Origin of the sequence: Longimicrobium sp. (assembly GCF_035474595.1) — a bacterium.
Lineage (GTDB): Bacteria > Gemmatimonadota > Gemmatimonadetes > Longimicrobiales > Longimicrobiaceae > Longimicrobium.
In genome coordinates, this window is the sequence record NZ_DATIND010000051.1 from 1 (window position 1) to 18,155 (window position 18,155).

At 70.7% G+C, this 18,155-nt stretch carries 16 protein-coding genes; 1 reads left to right on the forward strand and 15 read right to left on the reverse strand.

The window, feature by feature from the left end; genetic code table 11:
- Positions 1–52: 52 nt before the first annotated feature.
- The 4 genes from VLK66_RS09695 to VLK66_RS09710 all read right to left on the reverse strand — a co-directional run bounded on the left by VLK66_RS09695 (position 53) and on the right by VLK66_RS09710 (position 3,818).
- Entirely contained in the window at positions 53–1,144 is a 1,092-nt protein-coding gene (locus VLK66_RS09695; RefSeq protein WP_325309201.1) for a hypothetical protein, read from the reverse strand.
- Positions 1,145–1,812: 668 nt separating this feature from the next.
- Positions 1,813–2,472, reverse strand: a complete 660-nt coding sequence (locus tag VLK66_RS09700; protein ID WP_325309202.1) for a protein-L-isoaspartate(D-aspartate) O-methyltransferase — start codon at positions 2,470–2,472, stop codon at positions 1,813–1,815.
- A complete protein-coding gene (gene surE, locus VLK66_RS09705) occupies positions 2,469–3,221 on the reverse strand; it encodes a 5'/3'-nucleotidase SurE (protein ID WP_325309203.1) in 753 nt (250 codons plus the stop codon). Before surE ends, VLK66_RS09700 begins: the two co-directional genes overlap by 4 nt.
- A 243-nt stretch (positions 3,222–3,464) precedes the next feature.
- A complete protein-coding gene (locus VLK66_RS09710; protein ID WP_325309204.1) occupies positions 3,465–3,818 on the reverse strand; it encodes a MerR family transcriptional regulator in 354 nt (117 codons plus the stop codon).
- A 392-nt stretch (positions 3,819–4,210) separates the two neighbouring features.
- On the opposite strand from VLK66_RS09710, the gene VLK66_RS09715 reads away from it, so the two are divergent.
- Positions 4,211–6,037 carry a S8 family peptidase gene (locus tag VLK66_RS09715; protein ID WP_325309205.1) on the forward strand — a complete coding sequence of 609 codons (1,827 nt, stop codon included), beginning with the start codon at positions 4,211–4,213 and terminating at the stop codon, positions 6,035–6,037.
- Between the two features lie 177 nt (positions 6,038–6,214).
- Here the strand turns inward: VLK66_RS09715 and VLK66_RS09720 are convergent, their stop codons facing one another.
- The 11 genes from VLK66_RS09720 to purH all read right to left on the reverse strand — a co-directional run bounded on the left by VLK66_RS09720 (position 6,215) and on the right by purH (position 17,807).
- Entirely contained in the window at positions 6,215–7,225 is a 1,011-nt protein-coding gene (locus VLK66_RS09720; RefSeq protein ID WP_325309206.1) for an NAD(P)H-dependent glycerol-3-phosphate dehydrogenase, read from the reverse strand.
- Positions 7,222–7,878, reverse strand: a complete 657-nt coding sequence (plsY, locus tag VLK66_RS09725; protein ID WP_325309207.1) for a glycerol-3-phosphate 1-O-acyltransferase PlsY — start codon at positions 7,876–7,878, stop codon at positions 7,222–7,224. The genes VLK66_RS09720 and plsY overlap by 4 nt, the downstream gene beginning before the upstream one ends.
- A 327-nt stretch (positions 7,879–8,205) precedes the next feature.
- Entirely contained in the window at positions 8,206–9,534 is a 1,329-nt protein-coding gene (gene der, locus VLK66_RS09730; RefSeq protein WP_325309208.1) for a ribosome biogenesis GTPase Der, read from the reverse strand.
- 217 nt (positions 9,535–9,751) lie between these two features.
- Positions 9,752–10,297 (reverse strand): hypothetical protein, encoded by a 546-nt coding sequence (locus tag VLK66_RS09735; protein WP_325309209.1) that lies wholly within the window; start codon positions 10,295–10,297, stop codon positions 9,752–9,754.
- 540 nt (positions 10,298–10,837) lie between these two features.
- The gene (locus tag VLK66_RS09740) at positions 10,838–12,079 is read right to left on the reverse strand and encodes a tetratricopeptide repeat protein (RefSeq protein ID WP_325309210.1); all 1,242 of its coding nucleotides are present in this window, start codon (positions 12,077–12,079) and stop codon (positions 10,838–10,840) included.
- Between the two features lie 79 nt (positions 12,080–12,158).
- Positions 12,159–13,334, reverse strand: coding sequence for a nickel pincer cofactor biosynthesis protein LarC (gene larC / locus VLK66_RS09745; protein WP_325309211.1), 1,176 nt, complete (start codon positions 13,332–13,334; stop codon positions 12,159–12,161).
- A 337-nt stretch (positions 13,335–13,671) separates the two neighbouring features.
- Complete coding sequence (locus tag VLK66_RS09750) at positions 13,672–13,866, reverse strand: addiction module protein (RefSeq protein WP_325309212.1); 195 nt, start codon at positions 13,864–13,866, stop codon at positions 13,672–13,674.
- A gap of 127 nt (positions 13,867–13,993) precedes the next feature.
- Positions 13,994–14,545 (reverse strand): hypothetical protein, encoded by a 552-nt coding sequence (locus tag VLK66_RS09755; RefSeq protein ID WP_325309213.1) that lies wholly within the window; start codon positions 14,543–14,545, stop codon positions 13,994–13,996.
- Positions 14,546–14,661: 116 nt separating this feature from the next.
- Positions 14,662–15,510: an FkbM family methyltransferase gene (locus tag VLK66_RS09760; protein ID WP_325309214.1), complete on the reverse strand. Its 849-nt coding sequence runs from the start codon at positions 15,508–15,510 to the stop codon at positions 14,662–14,664.
- Positions 15,511–15,719: 209 nt separating this feature from the next.
- Positions 15,720–16,241, reverse strand: coding sequence for a hypothetical protein (locus VLK66_RS09765; protein WP_325309215.1), 522 nt, complete (start codon positions 16,239–16,241; stop codon positions 15,720–15,722).
- 6 nt (positions 16,242–16,247) lie between these two features.
- A complete protein-coding gene (purH, locus tag VLK66_RS09770; protein ID WP_325309216.1) occupies positions 16,248–17,807 on the reverse strand; it encodes a bifunctional phosphoribosylaminoimidazolecarboxamide formyltransferase/IMP cyclohydrolase in 1,560 nt (519 codons plus the stop codon).
- Positions 17,808–18,155: the final 348 nt, after the last annotated feature.

Sequence of the window (18,155 nt, forward strand, 5' to 3'; positions counted from 1 at the left end):
GTCCGCCGGCGCGCGGTGCGCGCCGGCGGACGCCGTCTGCCATTCGGGCCGGTCAGGCGCCGTGGTGCGCCCTGTAGCCCAGCACGAAGCCGGCGACCAGCAGGCCGAGCGGGTCTCCCCCGCCCTGCGCCCCGGCCAGGAACCCCGCGGGGTCGCTGCGCAGCTGGTCGGCGATGGCCTGCAGCCGCTCCGCCACCTCCCCGAACGCGCCGGAGACGTGGGCCTGCGCGGCGGCGGGCTGCGCGGGGGGCGTGGGCTCGTTCACCCCCTCGGGCGCGGTCCAGGCCTCCTCCGCGGCGACCTCGGCGGAGGGGGCACCGAACGACTCCCACGCAGGCGGCGCGTCCGAGCCGGTGGTGACGTCCGCAGCGGGGAGCTCCCACGCGGGCTCGGCCTCCGGCCCCTCGGCCGCTTCCGCGGCGGGCGCAGCGGCGGACGGCGTGACGTCCGGCAGGTCGTACAACTCGGGCTCGGGGAGGTCGAACTCCGCCTCGGCCGCGGGATGCGCGGGCTGCTCATCTACCAGCGGCTGTGCGGGGGAGTCGGGCGCGCTCCAGGCGTCGGCGGCGGCCTGCGGGGCATCGGGGGCGCGCCACGGCTCCTCGGCGGCCTCGCTCTCGGGCGCCTTCCACTCCTCGGCGGGCGGCTGCCACGCGTCGGCGGCGGTTTCCACCTCGGGCGCCCAGGGCTGCGCGTCGTCGGCCAGCTCCTCGATGGGCGTGGCGGCCTCGGGCGCCGCATCCTGCTCGTCGGTGCGGACCCAGTCCATCCAGTTGGGCGCGTCCTCGGCCTTGATCTCCTCCGCCTCGCCGGCCTCGTGCACGCGCGGCGGCGCGGGGACTTCCAGCCAGGGGAGGTCCTCGTCGTTGTCCTCCGCCTGCTCCGCCTCGTCCGCCGGGGCGCCGGCCTCCGGTGCGGGCGCCTCGAAGTCCCACGGCATCGGCGCGGCGGGGGCGGCGGCATCCCACGACGGGGCGGCGGCATCCCACGACGGGGCGGCGCGCTCGGGCTCGGTCGCGGCTTCCGGCTCCGCGGGGGGCGGGGCCTGGTCGCGGATGGGCTCGGGAGCGGGCTCGGCCTGGCGCGGCGCGGGATTGAAGGGCGGGAAGACCGTGATCGCGGGAATGCCGGGCTGATCGCTCATCGGGGCGTCCGGGCGAGGGGCTGGGATGGGGAGATGGGAATCTGTCTCGGGAACGTACGGCGCAGACGCCCGGAAGTCAACGAATGCGAACCCTTTGCGGCCGGTTGAGGTCGCTTTTGGACAGCCGCCGCAACGCCCCCGCGGCCGAGCGGACTGCATCCCTCCGCGCCAGAGCGGCTGGAGCGCCCAAGCCTCCCACCGGCGGCTGAAGCCGCAGCAACAACCACGGGAAGCCTCGCAAACTGCGCGAGGCTGTTCGGCTCGGCATCGGAGGTGGGGAGCCGGACTGGAGGCGTTCTACCGGTTTGAATCGAGCGGAGATGCCCGAGCGGGGAGTCCGCGAAGGCGGACTTCGGGCCGTTGTTGCCGCGATTTCAATCGCCCTTCCACCCACGCCCAAGCCTCCCACCGGCGGCTGAAGCCGCAGCAACAACCACGGGAAGCCTCGCAAACTGCGCGAGGCTGTTCGGCTCGGCATCGGAGTGGGGAGGCGATCTTGGAGGCATTCTACTGGCTCGAATCGAGCGGAGATGCCGAGGCTGGGAGTCCGCGAAGGCGGACTTTGGGCCGTTGTTGCCGCGATTTCAATCGCCCTTCCACCCCCTTCCACCCTTCCACCCTTCCACCCACGCCCAGGCCGCCCCTGCCGGTGATGATGCGACGCCCGATCACCCGCCCACGCGCTCGTCCGCCCAGCCGAAGCGGCCGAGGAGCGGCACGAAGGTGCACTCGGCCACGTCGTCGTAGTGGAACGAGTCGCCGCGGCGGTGGACGAGGACCAGGCGCTGCGACTCGCGCGTGCCGACAGGGACCAGCATCCGCCCGCCGTCCGCGAGCTGGTCCAGCAGCGGCTGGGGCACCTCCGGGCCGCCGGCGGCCACCAGGATGGCGTCGTACGGCGCGTAGCGGCTCCAGCCGATAGTGCCGTCGCCCACCAGGATTGCCACGTTGGAGATGCGCATCCCGTCCAGCACCTCGCGCGCGCGCGTCGACAGCTCGCGGATGCGCTCGACCGAGTAGACGCGGTCGGCGAGCTGGGCCAGCACCGCCGTCTGGAACCCCGAGCCGGTGCCGATCTCCAGCACCCGGTCGTTCCGGCCGATCTGGAGCAGCTGCATGTACAGCGCCTGCAGCGACGGCTGCGACGCCGTCTGCCCGAAGCCGATGGGGAGCGGCGAATCCTCGTACGCGCGGTGGCCGACCGCCTGGGGAACGAAGAGGTGGCGGGGGACCAGGTCGAAGGCGCGCAGCACGTTCAGGTCGCGGATCCCGCGCTCCTGCATGCGGTTGATCAGCGCGCGCCGCTGCGCCGTGAAGCGGTCGCTCATACCGAGAGTCCCCATCCCCCCACGCCCTCGATCAGCGCATGGTTGGTCAGGTCCAGGTGCAGCGGCGTCACCGAGATGTACCCGTTGTCGATCGCGAAGAAGTCCGTCCCTTCCTCGGTAGCCCACTCGATCGAGCCGCCGCCGATCCAGTAGTACGGCCGCCCGCTGGGGTCCGTCCCGCGCACGTACGAGTCGCTGAACGAGCGCCGCCCCAGCCGCGTCACCATCACCCCCTTCACGTCGGACGGGGAGATCGGCGGGAGGTTCACGTTCAGCAGCGTCTCGCGCGGAAAGCCGTCGTGCGACACGATCTGCGCCAGCAGCCGCTCCAGCAGCGGCCCGTACGCCTCCAGGTGCTCCACGTCGGTGCGCCCCGCGTAGCTCAGCGCCACCGCGGGAATGCCGAACACGGTGGCCTCCATCGCCGCCGACACGGTGCCGGAGTAGAGCACGTCCTCGCCCATGTTCATGCCGTGGTTCACCCCGCTCAGCACGAAGTCCGGCCGGCGCGGCAGCAGCTCCTGCACGGCCAGGAACACGCAGTCCGTGGGCGTGCCGCTCACCGAGTGCGTGCGCTCGCCGACGGAGCGCTCGCGGATGGGCACGTGCATGGTCAGCGAGTGGCTGGTGGCGCTCTGCTCGCGGTCCGGCGCGACCACGTGCACCTCGCCCAGCGCCTGCGCCGCGCCGGAAAGCACGCGCAGCCCGCGGGCCAGGTAGCCGTCGTCGTTCGTGCACAGAATCAGCATCGGTGCGTAACGCGGAAGTGCTGGAAGGAGCGGGGTTTGGGCGTGTCCCTCCGCTGCGCTCCGGGCCGGGCTGCGCGCGCCGTAGGGCACGATACAGCTGTGCCCAACGGCGCCGGGCCCCCGCCGCGCCGGGCTTCGATGCGGTCGGAGGGCATCGGAGTGCGCGCGGCGGTGTCCCGGCCCTTCGGGCGCGCATCCCTCACGCGTCCGTGGCGGGCAACGTATCGGGTGGGGTGGGGCTTATCAACCGGACGGCGGGGTCAGGATCTCCAGCAGCTCCTCCAGCTCGGCGCGCAGCGAGCGCACGAAGCTCTTCTCCAGCGCGGCGCCGGCCACGTCGGCGGCGGCGCCCTCCTGCTTCAGCTCGTCGATGCGCGCGCGGGCGCCCTCGATGGTGTAGCGCTCGTCGCGCACCAGGTGCTGGATGAGGGCGATCAGCTCCAGGTCGCGCTGGCGGTACACGCGGTTGCCGGCGCGGTTCTTGGGCGGGCTGAGCGCGGGGAACTGCGTCTCCCAGTAGCGCAGCACGTGCGGCTTCAGGTCGAACAGCTCGCACACCTCGCCGATTGAGTAGAACTCCCGCTGCGGACGCTTCATCGAGTCTGTTCGTTGGATGCCGACCCACTCTCCCGGCGCCATTCGCGGCCGCCCGCATCAGCCAGAGCGGGCGCCATGATCTTAGCTCCGTCCGACCATGGGCAACAGCGGCCGCGGAGCGGGATGGCACTCACCGGCCGGGGAGCTTCGTCCAGGCTCGGTAAATGGCCGATCCAAATCGGGAGCCGAATCAAACCACAATCGCCGGCAGCCCGGACCAAGGGGAGGGCCTGATCCATTACCTCTTCTATCGCCATCAGTTGCAAATGGATTGAACAAGACATTGATCAGGAGGATCGTTCAATTGACGCCTTGACAAAATCAGGCGTCAACCGGTACCTTCGTGCGCCCTATCCGGCGGTTCACTCACTCTCCCCCACCCGGAGACCCCCATGCGTTCTCGTGTTCCTGCGTTCAGGCGTACCCGGCTGCGCCTGGCCGCCGCGGTGCCTGCCGTGGCCTCGGCGCTGCTGCTCGGCGCCTGCCGCGACGAAATCGCTCCTTCCAACCCGCGCAGCGCGCCGGACCTGTCGGCGGCCGTGGCGCCGGCCACGCTCCGCACCGAGCGGGGCGACCTCATCACCGGCGACCCGGCCGCGTTCGCGCAGGCGCTGAAGGAGATCGGTCCCGGCGGCAAGGTGCTGGTGTGGATCAAGGACACCAGCACACCCCGCCCTTCCGCCCAGTTCTTCCTGGATCTCCCCTCGTCGGGCCGGGAGACCATCGCCCTTCCGGCCGACGTGCCCGGAGCGGCGCGGCGCAACACGCTGGGGCCGGACAAGGTGCGCGGCGCGTCGATGGACGCGGTCATCCACGCGCTCGAGCACTCGGGCGTGGCCTCGGTGGAGCGGATGGACGCGCTTCCCCTGCTGATCGTGCGCCTGGAAGAGCCGGCCCGGCTCGGCGCGCTGAACGCGCTGCTGCGGCACCCGAACGTGGACTACGTCAGCGCCGTCCGGGCGCGGCCCGTTCGGCTCCAGGCCGCGCCCGTCGGCAGCAATCCCATCGACACCAAGCACACCGTGCACAAGATCCCGCAGGCGTGGGACCTCACCCGCGGCAGCGGTGCCGTGATCGGGATCCTCGACAGCGGGCTGGCGCGGAGCACGTACACGGGCGCCTTCCACGACGACGGCCAGTACTTCGGCAGCTACGGGGTCATCGCCAGGGGCTTCATCGACGACCTGTGCGGAAGCGCCAACTCCGGCGCCTGCTCGCCGTACGACGACAACATCCACGGCACGGCGATGGTGGGCCTGGTGGCCTCGAACGACAACGGCATCGGATACGTGGGGATCGCGCCGTTCGCCACCACGTACAGCATGAAGATCGCCTGGAACACCCACATCTCGGGGCACTGCGACGACGACATCTTCGGCAACAGCTCGTACTGCCTCGAGGATGACGATTTCGCCCGCGCGGTGAACTATGCGGCCGCCCGGCGCTTCAGCGTCCTGTCGATGAGCTTCAGCGGCAGCTTCAACAGCGACGTGTACCGCGCGCTGTCCACCGCCCGCAACACCTACGGCGTGTTCCTGGTCGCGGCGACGGGCAATACCGTGGGCGCCTCGGCCGTGGAGCCCGCGTCCTACGACGTGGTGATGGGAATCGCGGGGGTGGACGCGGCCGGAAACAACGTGTACAGCACCGCGGCGCGCGACGTCTCCGGCTTCGCCGGCGGAGCGACGATGGGGGCGACGTGTTATCAGCAGTACACCTGCGACGCCGGCTCCCCCAGCATCTACACCGAGACGGGCGGCACCTCCGCCGCCACCGCCAACGTCGCCGGGATCGTGGGGCTGATCCGTTCGTACTACCCGAACGAGACGGTGTCGCAGGTCTGGGAACGTCTCGTGAACACGGCCGAGGGCCCGAACCGCGTGGTGAACGCGTACGCGGCCCTGACCTATCAGCGTCCGCTGGCGGTGGGGATCTCGGGCCCGTCGAGCGTGGCGCCGGGTGACTACGCGTACTGGGCGGCCACCACCACCGGGGGCCAGCCCCCGTTCACGTACACCTGGTACCGCGACGGGCAGGTGGTGGGAACCGGCCCGTCGTACAGCGGCTACGCCGACTTCAGCGCCTTCCAGCTCCAGGTGGTGGCCACCGATGCATCCGGGGCCACCTCGACCGGGTACCTGTGGGTGATGGTGACCGACCCCAACCAGTGCCCCACCGACCCCAGGCAGATCCGGCAGGAGATCTGCGCCGTTCAGTAGCCCCTCCGGTCTCGCCCTCGTGCGTTGCCAGAGGTGAAAAAAGGGAGGAGCCCGCGCGGGCTCCTCCCTTTTTTTCACCTGCTCCCGTGCCGTCACCGCCGCCCGGATGTCGCGGCCGCGAGTCCGCGAAGGCGGACTTCGGGCCGTTGTTGCCGCGAATTCATTCGCCCTTCCGCCCTACCCCCACACCTCCGCCTTGGGCTCGCGCAGCATCAGCGTGGTCACGGCCTCGCGCGGGTCCAGCCCCTCGAAGAGGATCGCGTGCATCGTGTCGACGATGGGCATCTCGATCCCCAGCTTGCGGGCCAGGCCGTGCGCGCTCTTCGCGGTGCGGACGCCTTCGGCCACCTGCACCATCCCGCCCAGGATGTCGTCCAGCGTGCGGCCGCGGCCCAGCTCCACGCCCACCGAGCGGTTGCGGCTGAGCGCGCCGGTGCAGGTCAGGATCAGGTCGCCCATCCCCGCCAGCCCCGCGAAGGTGCGCGGGTCGGCGCCGGCGGCCACCCCCAGGCGCGTGATCTCGGCCAGCCCGCGGGTGATGAGCGCCGCGCGCGAGTTGTTGCCGAACCCCAGCCCGTCCACCACCCCCGCGGCGATGGCGATCACGTTCTTCAGCGAGCCGCCCAGCTCCACCCCGCGCACGTCGGTGCTGGTGTACACGCGGAAATAGCGCGTCTGGAACGCCTCCTGGGCGCGCCGCGCCACCTCCTCGCTCGTGGCCGCGATGGTCACGGCGGTCGGGTGCTCCATCCCCACCTCCAGCGCGAAGCTGGGGCCGGAGAGGTAGGCGCACCCGGCGGCGCCGGCGCCCGCGAGGACCTCGGCGAGCACCTCGTCCATCGTCATCAGCGACTCGTTCTCGATCCCCTTGCTGGCGCTGACCACCACCGCGCCGGGCTCGATGAAGCGCGCCGCATCCCCCATCACCCGCCGCACCACGTGCGAGGGCGAGACGGAGACGACCAGGTCCGCGCCCGCCAGCGCCTCGGCCATCTCCCCCGTCGCGCGGAGCGAGGGGGCCAGCGCGACGCCCTCCAGGTAGCGCGGGTTGGCGTGGTCGGCGTTCACCGTAGCGGCCACGTCGGCCTCGTAGCTCCAGAGAACGGTCTCCGTACCCTTCTTGGCCAGCAGGTTGGCCAGCGCCGTTCCCCAGCTCCCGGCGCCGATCACGGCGGCACGCCCGCTCATCGCGCCTCCTCTCCGTCCGCGGTGACGGCGGCGGCGCCCACGGTGGCCTCGTCCGCCCTGCTCCCCTCGCCGAAGCGCGACTCGGTGCCGTTCCGGATGCGCTGGATGTTGGCCCGGTGCGCGAAGATGACGAAGAGACAGACAGCGCACCCCAGGATGCGCATCTCCGGGCGGACGGGGGTGACGAAGAGCAGCCCGAGCACCGCCAGCGCCGCCGCGATCGAGGCCGCCGAAACCATCCGCGTGGTACGGAGAACGACCAGCCAGATGACCAGGCCGACACCCAGCGCGACCGGCGCCTCGGCCAGCATCACCCCCGCCGAGGTGGCCACGCCCTTGCCGCCCCTGAAGCGCATGTAGATGGAGAAGACGTGGCCCACGATGGCCGCGGCGCCGTACGCCAGCTCCCAGCGCCAGTCCGCCGAACCGTCCCACTGGCTGAAGAGGACGACGGGGAGAAGGCCCTTGAGGATGTCGAACACCATCACCGGCGCGGCGACCTTCGCGCCCAGCACGCGGAAGGTGTTGGTGGCGCCCAGGTTGCCGCTGCCGTGCCGGCGCAGGTCGATGCCGCGCATCTTCCCCGCGATCCAGCTGGCCGGGATCGCGCCCCACAGGTAGGCGAGCAGCACGAACAGGAGCGGACGGGTCATCCGGCGGTGTCGGTCAGGGTCGGGGTGGTCGAGTCCTGCAGATCGAGGACCGCGCCCTCAGGCGTTGGTGCGAGAAAATGCGAGTGAACTCGCGGCTACAACGGCGCGCAGTCCGCCTTCGCGGACATCCCGGCGCGAGCCTCACCTTCGGCGCGCGAGTCAAGCATCCCCGCGGCCGCACCAATGCGGATTCAGCGCCGGGATGCCTCGGCCGCAGTCCCGCAGGGACTTCGTGCGGTTGTTGCCGGTGAATTCCATTCACCGGCCCGCGCCGGACCCTGAAGCCATTCCCCCGCCCCAGCGCCCGCATCTCCCGCGGAGAGCGCGCTACTCCTCGTCCTCGCCGCGCTGGCGGAGGTTGATGCGCAGCGGCACGCCGTTGAATCCCCATGCGTCGCGGAAGCCGTTCTGGATGTAGCGCTGGTAGCTCTCCGCGATCGCGTCCGGGTGGTTGCTGAAGATCACGAACGTGGGCGGCGCGACAGCCACCTGCGTGGCGTACAGCAGCTTCACCGGGTGGTTCATGTACGCCGGCGGCTTGGCGCGGGTGACCAGCGCCCGCATCACCTCGTTCACCTCGTGCGTGGCGATGCGGCGCATCCGCTGCTCCTGCACCTCCACGATCAGCTCCAGCACGCGGTGCACGCGCTGCCCCGTCACCGCGCTGGTGAAGAGGATGGGCACCCACTTCAGGAACGGCGCGCGGTCGCGGATCTCCTTCTCGAACTGCGGCGCCGTCATCGTCTCCTTCTCCACCAGGTCCCACTTGCTGACCACCAGGATCAGCCCGCACCCGGCGTCCCACGCCTTCTCCGCGACCTTCAGGTCCTGCACGGAGATCGGTCCGGAGGTGGCGTCCAGCAGCAGCAGGCACACGTCGGCGCGCTCGATCGCCCGCTCGGTGCGGATGGCCGAGTAGAACTCCACCCCCTCGCCGATCTTCGACTGGCGGCGGAGGCCGGCGGTGTCGATGAAGATGAGCCGCTTCCCCTTGTACTGCATGGGGGTGTCGATGGCGTCGCGCGTGGTCCCCGCCACGTCGCTGACCACCAGCCGCTCCTCGCCCAGCAGGCGGTTGACGAACGACGACTTGCCCACGTTGGGCTTGCCGATGACCGCCACGCGCAGCGACTCCTCCTCCTCGCCCTCGACCTCGGGGAGGTGGGCCACGATCTGGTCCAGCACGTCGCCGCTCCCCTTGCCGCTGGTGGAGGAGACGGGGTACGGCTCGCCCAGGCCCATGTCCCAGAAGTCGTGGTGCTGCGTGGCGTTGGCCGAGCCCAGGTTGTCGACCTTGTTCACCAGCAGGAGCGTGGGCTTGGCGGCGCGGCGCAGGCGCTCGGCGATGGCGTAGTCCAGCGGGTGCGGCCCGGCCTTGCCGTCGGTGATCAGCACCAGCACGTCGGCCTCGCCGATGGCCGCCATCACCTGGTCGCGGATCAGCCGGTCCATCGGCTCGTCGCTCCCCTCCACCATCCCGCCGGTGTCGACCAGGTAGAACTGGCGCCCGGCCCACTCCGCGCGGGCGAAGTTGCGGTCGCGCGTCACCCCGGGCCGGTCCTCGACGATGGCGAGGCGCTGGCCCAGCACGCGGTTGAAGAAGGTGGACTTTCCGACGTTCGGCCGCCCCACGACGGCCACCACGGGTAGCTTCACTTGCCTGTCCTGATGGATTGACGATTCACCAAACCGGGGAGTCCCGAGTGCTAAGTCCTAAGTCCTAAGTCCTAAGTCCTAAGTGCGAAGTGCTGAGTGCTGAGTGCTGAGTGCCGAGTTGTTACTCTCGCACTCTCGCACTTTCGCACTCTTCAAACGAACGAGCGGCCCCGCTGGGAACCGCTCGCCCGCCGGCCCGCGCGGGGGGCCCTGTGCTTCAGCCGACCAGCTGCGCGCCGCAGTTGGTGCAGGTCTCCTGGCCGGGCTCGTACACGTCGCCGCAGCTGGGGCAGGCGAAGGTCACCTCGCCCTCGGTGTCCATGTACTCGCGGATGATCTGCAGCGCCTGCTCGTACTGGAAGGTCGGCACCAGCACGCGGGCGATGCTCAGCTCGCCCAGGTCCATGGGGAAGGAGCGGTCGGACTGCGAGAAGAGCGTCGCGTCCAGCCCCTCGGCTCGCAGGTTCTCCACCACCAGCTGCGCCGCGAACTCGTTGCTGTTGGTGTAGACCTGCGCGAACCCCTCGATCACCGGGATGTCGCGGTGGTCGGGGCAGAGCGCGGCCTGGCGCCCCTCGGGGCGGTCGCCGCAGACGGCGCGGCCGCAGATCACGCAGCGCGAGTGCGCCATGCGCCCCGGATCGTCGTCGCACGGCACCTCGCCCTCGCGAATGGCGCCGCAGAGGGGGCAGGCGTCGTCGCCGCTGGTGTACTCCGCGTCGCAGCGCGGGCAGGTGTAGGTCGCTTCGGTAATCTCGGACAAATGAGGGGCTCCGGTCCGCTTTTCGGTTCGATCGTGCTCGCGCGGGGAAAACGTTCGCCGCGAGCGGGGTTTGCGCAAGATGCGTGCGGGGGGAAGAAAGGAAGTGCGGAAGTGCGTGAGTGCGTGAGTGCGGGGATTCGTTTGGCGATGCGGCTCAGGACATCGGACCCCATCCACGCGCACCGAACCCGCGGACGCACGGATGTGATGTCCGCGCAGGCGGACTGCGTGCCGTTGTAGCCGCGAGTTCACTCGCATTTTCGGATCTTTCCGACCCGCAGAAATCCCATCCCGCATCGAGCCAACGCACTCACGCACTCCCGCTTCCACACCGCCGCCGCATTTCACGCACGTCACGCACGCACTCTCGCACTCTCGCACTCTCGCACTCTCGCACTCTCGCACTCTCGCACTCTCGCACTCTCGCACTTCCGCACTCTCGCACTCTCGCACTTCCGCACTCACGCACTTCCGCACTTCACGCCGAAGGGCGGCCCCCGCGCCGGGAGCCGCCCTTCGTCCGCTACGCCGTTGTGCGCGTCATGGCACCAATCGGTACCGGAACGTGGTGGGCGAGGCGGTGACCTGGACGGGGAGCTCGAAGTTGGCCGTCTGGCCGCGCGCCGGCGCGGCGACCGTCACGGTGCCCGTTCCCACGTCGCCCGTGGGGGCGGCCAGGGTGAACTCCAGCTTGATGGCGGTGCCCGGGCGCGCGGCGGCGCCCTTCACCACCCCGCGCAGCGTCACGCTGCCGCCGCTGATGGCCAGCCCCACCTGGTCCACCGTCACCTGCAGCGAATCGGGGTTCTGCAGGCGGATGGCGGCCATGCGGTGCTGCTGCTCGGCCGTGGTGTTGTTCTGCGCCTTGGCCGCGTCGGCCAGCCCCTTGTGCGCCGCGAACGCGATCAGCCACTCGTTCTCGTTCAGCGGGTCGATCTGCGTGACCTTCTCGGTGATGGGCAGCAGGTCGCCCCAGCGCTCCATCTTGTACAGCGCCAGCGAGCGGTAGTACAGCACGTTGCGGTTGTTGGGGTCGATGCGCTGCAGGTCGCGCAGCATGGCGTCGGCCTCGGCGTACTTCTGGTCGTTGATCTGCTGGCCGGCGTAGCCCAGGATCTCGTCCAGCGCCACGTTGCGCCGCTCGATGGCGTTGGTGTCGGTGGCCGCCGGGGCCGGGCCCGCCAGCAGCCGGCGGTACGACGGGATGGCCGCCGCCAGGTTGCCGCGCCGCGCGCTGAAGTACGCCGCGTAGAACGAGGCGTCGGTCAGCGTGCTGTCCAGCTGCGAGGCCGTCTGCCAGAGCGAGATGGCCGCCGCGGTGTCGTGCTTCTCGGCGATGGCCACGCGCGCCGACTCCATCGCCTGCCCGCCCAGCGTCTTGCGCTGCGGCTCCACCTCGCTGGCGAACTCGGGGCAGAGCTGGATGGTGCGCGCGTACAGCGAGTCGGCGCGAGCCGGCTGGTTCAGCCCCGCCGAGGCGCTGGCCGCCACGAAGTAGTTGAACGGGTTGTTGGGGTCGGCCTGCGTGCCCGCCATGGCCTTGTCGTACGCCTGCTGGAAGAGCGCCGGCTTGTTGTTGGCGTTGCGCGGCAGGTAGGTCTGGTTGATCACCGCCTGCGCGTCGGCCGCGGCGGCCGACACCTTCACGCCGCTGGCGCAGGCCACCTGCGGCAGCGACGCGGCGCCGGCGCGGTTCCCCTGCGCGACCGCCCCGCCGTTCGCCAGCAGGGTGCCGAGCGCCGCGGCGCCCAGGGCCAGCCGCAGCCCGTTCCGGGTGTTCATCGGGTGTCCTCCGTGGGATTGGTGTTCCGCCCGCCCGCGCTTTGCGCGGACGGGGACAGGGGAGGGCGGCCGCGGGGCTTCACCCCTCGGCCGCCACGCCTTCCGACAGCATGGCGCGGTACGCCGCCAGCGGGGAAATCCCCAGCCGCCCGGCGGCGCGCGCCACGTCCTCGAACTCGGGCTTGGCCCGCTCGCCCCCGCCGGGGAGCCGCGAGCGCTTCACCCGCACCTCTTCGCCGCGCCAGGTCACGGTCTCCACCCGCCGCGGCAGCACCGCGCGCGACACCGGCCACCAGCGCACGCCGATCGACGAGCCGGCGTGGAAGAGCGCGCCGCTCACCGCGTCCAGCGTGGCCGGCTGCGCCAGCGCCTCGATCCGCAAGCCCGGGCGCCCCTTCTTCATCCCCACCGGCGTGACGGTGCAGTCCAGCGCGCCGGCGGCCAGCACCGCCTCCATCAGCGGCGGCACGTACTCGGGCGGCAGGTCGTCCACGTCGCACTGCACGACCAGCACCTGATCTCCATCCCCCTCCGCTTCCCGCGGCTCGATGAGCACCAGGCGGAGGACGTTGGGGCGGTCCTGCGGGTCGCGCGTGCCGGCACCGAAGCCGCTGGCCAGCGGGGTGTACGCGGCGGGCGCGGCGCGGCCGCCGGTGAGCGCGGCGATCAGGGCGGCACCGGTCGGCGTGGTACACTCGCCCTCGAACGATGGGTCCGTTACCTCGATGCCGTTCAACAACTTGAGCACCGCCGGCGGGGGCACGGGAAAGTGCCCGTGCGCCATGTCCACCCAGCCGCGGCCCAGCGCCACCGGGCGCGTGTAGTATTCGGTCACGCCCAGTTCCGCGCACCCCGCGACGGCGGAGAGGATGTCGACGATGGCGTCCACTGCGCCCACCTCGTGGAAGTGCACGCGCTCCACGGTCGTCCCGTGCACCTCGGCCTCGGACTGCGCCAGCAGGGTGAAGGCGTGCACCGCGCGGTCGCGCACCTCGGGAGCCACGCCGGTGCCCTCGATGATCTTCACCACGTGGTGCAGATGGCGATGGGCGTGCTCGTGCGGCAGCTCCAGCAGCAGGCGCGTGGCGGCGATTCCCTTGCGGTTCACGCGCTCGGCGCCCACGCGCACGTCGCCCAGGTTCAGCGACGCGACGAAGGACTGCAGCCACTCCAGCGGGAGCCCCAAGTCCAGCAGGGCGCCCACCGTCATGTCGCCGCTGATCCCGGCGAAGGGGTCGAAGATCAGTCCGCGCAAGCTCTCAGGTCCGTCCGGGGGTGGAAGCCGCAAAGTACCCCGGCGGCCGGATTCCGTCAAACGTGCAACCGCGCGCGGATCTGACGGGGCCGGGATTCGAATCGATCGGACGCGACGAACGCGCGCGCAGGGATTCGCTGCGCGCGCGTTCGTCGGCGGTTTTCCGGGTGATCAGGCCGCGGACTTCGCTGGGGGAGGGATTTCAGCTGTATCCACGAGCCGGTTGCGATGCTGCTCCTGCAGCCGCATGTAGTACTCGACCAGCCGATGGGGATCGTGGCCGACAGCCTCCGAAATCTCGTGCCGCACCTGCCGGATGCGGTCAAGCGTAGGATCGCTATGCTGGCTCATCATCACCACCAGCAGCCGCGAACCGGCGGGAACGGACGCGAAGTTCGGCGAAGACTTCTTCGGCCGGGATCAACTCAGCCGTGCCGGCTTCGAGCTCGGCGACGCGGCGAAGGATCTCGTCATCCCACGCACGCTCGACCTCGGCGGGATCTTCATCTTCATCCTGAAGCGGCTGAGTCATCTCCCGGCTCCTGTTTGAGATTCTTCACAAGGTAACGGGTGCCCACAGGACTGTCCATCTTCCCTCGATTCAGAAAAAGAGGGCGGCCTCGCAGCCGCCCTCCCGCCCCATGCCCTCGCGTGGCCGCTCACGGCGCCGCTGCCGTCGGCATCTCGCGCAGGCGCTGGGTGACCATCTCGGCGAGCGCCTTCTCGAGGACGCCGGTGGAGGCGCAGTCGACCACGTTGGTGGCGATGTCGCGGCGGCGGGCGTGGCCGTCCACCTGCGTGCGCAGGATCGTGCGCCCGTCGCCCGCGGGCACCACCCGCATGAGCATGGCGATGATCATGTTGGCGTTGTCCGCCAGCTCCATCCCGAATCCGTTGTCCTGGCACTGGAAGAAGTCGTGGTTGCGGCGGCCGAAGAGCTGCCCGCGCACCTCCAGGTACGGAGTGAGGAACGCGTGGTCGGTGCTGTCGGCGCTCTCGGTGGCGGGGAGCCCCAGCTCGTTGAAGACGTGCGGCACCATGCTCCACACCAGCTCCGGCGCGAACGCCAGCGTGTCTTCGGACATGCCGACGTCAGCGCGGAACTCGATGACGCGATTGCCCTGCTGCATCGGCGTGGAGCCCTGCTGCGCGGCCGCGGCGGTCGCGCACAGCGGCACGGCGGCGAGGGCGATGAGGAAGATTCTGCGCATCGCTTGGATGGGGATCGGGAGTCACTGCGGAGAAGCCGATTCGTCCCCCAATGTAAACGGATGTGAAGAATCGCGGCACTGAACGGGACATTGTGCAAGCGACGGCCGCCCCCGCCCTACGCGGTCCAGGATGCGCCGGCGCTGTCGCGGCTGGAGGGCTCGGCATCGGCCGGATGCGTCCACACCTGTGGCGACAGTCCCATCCCCGCGGGATTCCACATCTCCGCGGCACGGGCGGGGTCGGGGGCGAAGCGCGCGTTGCGGAACAGGCCGTCGACCACGATCGCCGAGAAGCGCGCGCGGTTGGCCACGGAGAATGCGACCGGCTCGAATCCCATCTCCGCCAGCCGCGTGACCGAGGCGCCGAACGGCAGCGCGTCGGGCCACATCGGCTGCACCATCATCTCCATCTGCAATCCCACGAAGCCTTCCACGCGCGAGCCGGCGCCCTCGATCACCTGCCAGTCGAACCCCTCCGCGTCGACTTTCAGGAACGCCGGCGCGTCCAGCTCGACCGTCCCGTCCGCGAGCAGCGTGTCGAGGCGGCGGACCGGTACGCGCTCGGAGCCCTCGTCCTTCAGCGCGGAGGGCAGCCACTCGCGCGCGAAGTCGCCCAGGCGCGCGAGCGTGGCGTTCTCGTGGCCGGGAAAGGTGCGGATCTCCGCCTCGCCGTCCACTAGGCCCAGCGCCATGCGGTGCGCCTCCCAGCGCGGGTCGCCGGCCGCGCGCGCCCGCAGCCGCTCGAAGGTGGCCGCGACGGGCTCGAACGACGCGATCCGTCCACCGTACCCCAGCCGGCGCAGCGCCAGCCCGAAGCGGCCCACGTTCGCGCCCACGTCCAGCACGCACCCCACGCCGAAGCCGGCCAGGAAGTCGTGCAGCACGTTCTCGTACTCGGAGCGCAGCGGATAACGGGCGAGGTGCACGCCGGTGCGGTGCAGGAGCCTCTGGACGAAGCCGGTCATGGATGCGGTGCGGAGATGGGTGGAGGTGGCGGGGAGATTCGCCCGCGCCGGAGAGATCGGAAGGAAGCGCTCGGAATGTGTTCGCCCGCGCGGCGATGCACAACAACGGCGAAAGGGCGGACCGAGGTCCGCCCTTTCGCATCCCGCTGTCCCATCCGGGGGACAGGGCTCGGTGAGGAATCCGGAGGGATGTGGATCTCGGAAGGCGTTCAGCCCCTGGCGGGATTGGCTCCGCCCACGGTGACCGCGGGTTTCTGCCCGCCTTCGATGCGGTCCGGCTCGCAGAGCATGGACGACACCCGTCCGCCCTCGCGGGTCACGACGAACGCCGTCCGCGCATCGTGCCACTCCGTGATCTGGCGCAGGCTGTCGGGCGAGGTGAAGCGGGTGGCGGGCGCGCCCAGGTCCTGCTCGTACCCGGCGACGATGAAGTCGTACGATTCGCCGGGCCCGTACGCGAACGCGATGCAGCGCACGGTGCCGTCCGGGCGCGTGGACACGGTGATGGAGTCCGCGCCGCCGTACATCCCCGGCCGCACGCGGTACGTGTCCTTGCCGGCGGCCACCAGCAGCGGCTGAACGTCGTCGCGAATCGGCGCGCCGAGCTTCAGCTCCTGGCTGCCGTCGCCGATCGTGATCTCGCGGAAGATGCCGGACTGCGCGCTTCCCCAGCGCGTGCACGCGGAGAGGGCGAGGAGAAGGACGGCGGCGGTCGATCGCATCGTCCTCATCTCATCTCAATGGCGGAAGAGACGGCGGCCGGTGAACACCATCGCGATCCCGTGCTCGTCCGCGGCGGCGATGGTCTCCTCGTCGCGGACGGAGCCGCCGGGCTGGATGATGGAGCGCACGCCCGCCCCGGCCGCGGTGTCCACGCCGTCGCGGAAGGGGAAGAACGCGTCGGAGGCCAGCGCGGCGCCGGCCAGGTCGAAGCCGTTGTCGCGCGCCTTCATCACCGCGATGCGCGAGCTGTCCACGCGGCTCATCTGCCCCGCCCCGATCCCCAGCGCCATCCCGCCGCGCGCCAGCAGGATGGCGTTGGACTTCACTGTCGCCACCGCGCGCCAGGCGAAGCGCAGGTCGTCCATCTCCTCCGCGCTCGGCGCGCGCTTCGTCACCACCCGCCAGCCGTTCTCGGGAAAGCGCATCGCCAGCCGCGCCTGCGCCACGAAGCCGCCGCGGACGCGCTTGAAGTCCAGCTCATCCCCCGAATCCGCCGTGGGGAGGGTGATGAGGCGCAGGTTCTTCTTCTCCGCCAGCAGCTTCAGCGCGGCCGGGTGGAACGACGGGGCGACGATCGCCTCCACGAAGTTGGGGCGCAGGAGGGCGGCGGCCTGCTCCGTCACCGCGCTGTTGAAGGCGATCACCGAGCCGAACGCGCTGGTGGGATCCGTCGACAGCGCCTTGCGGTACGCCTCCGCCGGGTCCGCGCCCACGGCGATGCCGCACGGCGTGGTGTGCTTGATGATCGCGCACGCCGCCAGCCCCGAGCCCTCCCACGCGGAGACGGCCAGCAGCGCCGCGTCGACGTCAATCAGGTTGTTGAACGACAGCTCCTTGCCGTGCAGCTGCCGCATCGCCGGGAGGCCGCCCGTGGCGGACGATTCGCGGTAGAACGCGGCCGGCTGGTCCGGGTTCTCGCCGTAGCGAAGGTCCTGCACCTTCTCCAGCCGCAGTTCCATCGCGTCCGGCAGCGCGGGCGCGGCGGGCGCCGTCTTCCCCACCCCGCCCAGGTACGCGGTGATCGCGGCGTCGTACGCCGAGGTGTGCGCGTACACCTTCACCGCCAGCTCGCGGCGGAGCGCGCGCGCCTCCTCGTCCTCCGCGTCCAGCCCGGCCAGCACGCGGCCGTAATCGGCCGGGTCGACGACGACCCAGACGCTCTCGTGGTTCTTGGCCGCGGAGCGCAGCATCGACGGCCCGCCGATGTCGATGTTCTCGATCGCCTCGTCCACCGTCACGCCCGGCCGAGCGACCGTCTCGCGGAAGGGGTAGAGGTTCACGGCCACCAGGTCGATGGGCGCGTACCCCTGCGCCCGCATCTGCGCCATGTCGTCGTCGTTCGCGCGGCGCGCGAGGAGGCCGGCGTGCACCGCGGGGTGCAGCGTCTTCACGCGGCCGTCCATCATCTCCGGGTGGCCGGTGGCGTCGCTCACCTCCATCGCCGGGATGCCGGCGTCGCGCAGCGCGCGCGCGGTGCCGCCGGTGGAAAGCAGCGTCCAGCCGCGCTCCAGCAGCGTGCGCGCGAAGTCCACCAGCCCCGTCTTGTCCGATACGCTCAGCAGCGCCCTGGGCATTTCGACCGACCGAGAAGCGAGTTCAGAAGAGATGATGTAAGGCACACGATTGCAGGGAGATGCGGCCCGTCGTCGCAGAATGATTCCGCGCCCGCGATCGAGCCCATCTCATACTGCATGCAGAGACCGATTGTGCAATCCGGAAGCGCACGTGCGACCTCTCCGATAGATCCTTCGGCCTTCAACCGCTCGTGCGGAGGACAACGACGGTGTGGCCGGCCTGAATAGAAAGTTCGCGGCCTTGCCCCTCACCGGCGACTAAAGTCGCAGCAACAACTACGGGAAGCCTCGCAAACTGCGCGAGGCTGTTCGGCTCGGCAGCCGGTTCCGCTCTGGAGGACGCCTCCC

What these genes read in the sequence shown, in the direction of transcription:
- VLK66_RS09760 (WP_325309214.1), bottom strand. Translation starts at nt 15,510, where the DNA reads ATGACCGGCTTCGTCCAGAGGCTCCTGCACCGCACCGGCGTGCACCTC.
- purH (WP_325309216.1), bottom strand. Translation starts at nt 17,807, where the DNA reads ATGCCCAGGGCGCTGCTGAGCGTATCGGACAAGACGGGGCTGGTGGAC.
- VLK66_RS09740 (WP_325309210.1), bottom strand. Translation starts at nt 12,079, where the DNA reads ATGAACACCCGGAACGGGCTGCGGCTGGCCCTGGGCGCCGCGGCGCTC.
- VLK66_RS09700 (WP_325309202.1), bottom strand. Translation starts at nt 2,472, where the DNA reads ATGAGCGACCGCTTCACGGCGCAGCGGCGCGCGCTGATCAACCGCATG.
- VLK66_RS09765 (WP_325309215.1), bottom strand. Translation starts at nt 16,241, where the DNA reads ATGAGGACGATGCGATCGACCGCCGCCGTCCTTCTCCTCGCCCTCTCC.
- VLK66_RS09695 (WP_325309201.1), bottom strand. Translation starts at nt 1,144, where the DNA reads ATGAGCGATCAGCCCGGCATTCCCGCGATCACGGTCTTCCCGCCCTTC.
- VLK66_RS09710 (WP_325309204.1), bottom strand. Translation starts at nt 3,818, where the DNA reads ATGAAGCGTCCGCAGCGGGAGTTCTACTCAATCGGCGAGGTGTGCGAG.
- VLK66_RS09755 (WP_325309213.1), bottom strand. Translation starts at nt 14,545, where the DNA reads ATGCGCAGAATCTTCCTCATCGCCCTCGCCGCCGTGCCGCTGTGCGCG.
- VLK66_RS09715 (WP_325309205.1), top strand. Translation starts at nt 4,211, where the DNA reads ATGCGTTCTCGTGTTCCTGCGTTCAGGCGTACCCGGCTGCGCCTGGCC.
- VLK66_RS09750 (WP_325309212.1), bottom strand. Translation starts at nt 13,866, where the DNA reads ATGACTCAGCCGCTTCAGGATGAAGATGAAGATCCCGCCGAGGTCGAG.
- plsY (WP_325309207.1), bottom strand. Translation starts at nt 7,878, where the DNA reads ATGACCCGTCCGCTCCTGTTCGTGCTGCTCGCCTACCTGTGGGGCGCG.
- VLK66_RS09720 (WP_325309206.1), bottom strand. Translation starts at nt 7,225, where the DNA reads ATGAGCGGGCGTGCCGCCGTGATCGGCGCCGGGAGCTGGGGAACGGCG.
- surE (WP_325309203.1), bottom strand. Translation starts at nt 3,221, where the DNA reads ATGCTGATTCTGTGCACGAACGACGACGGCTACCTGGCCCGCGGGCTG.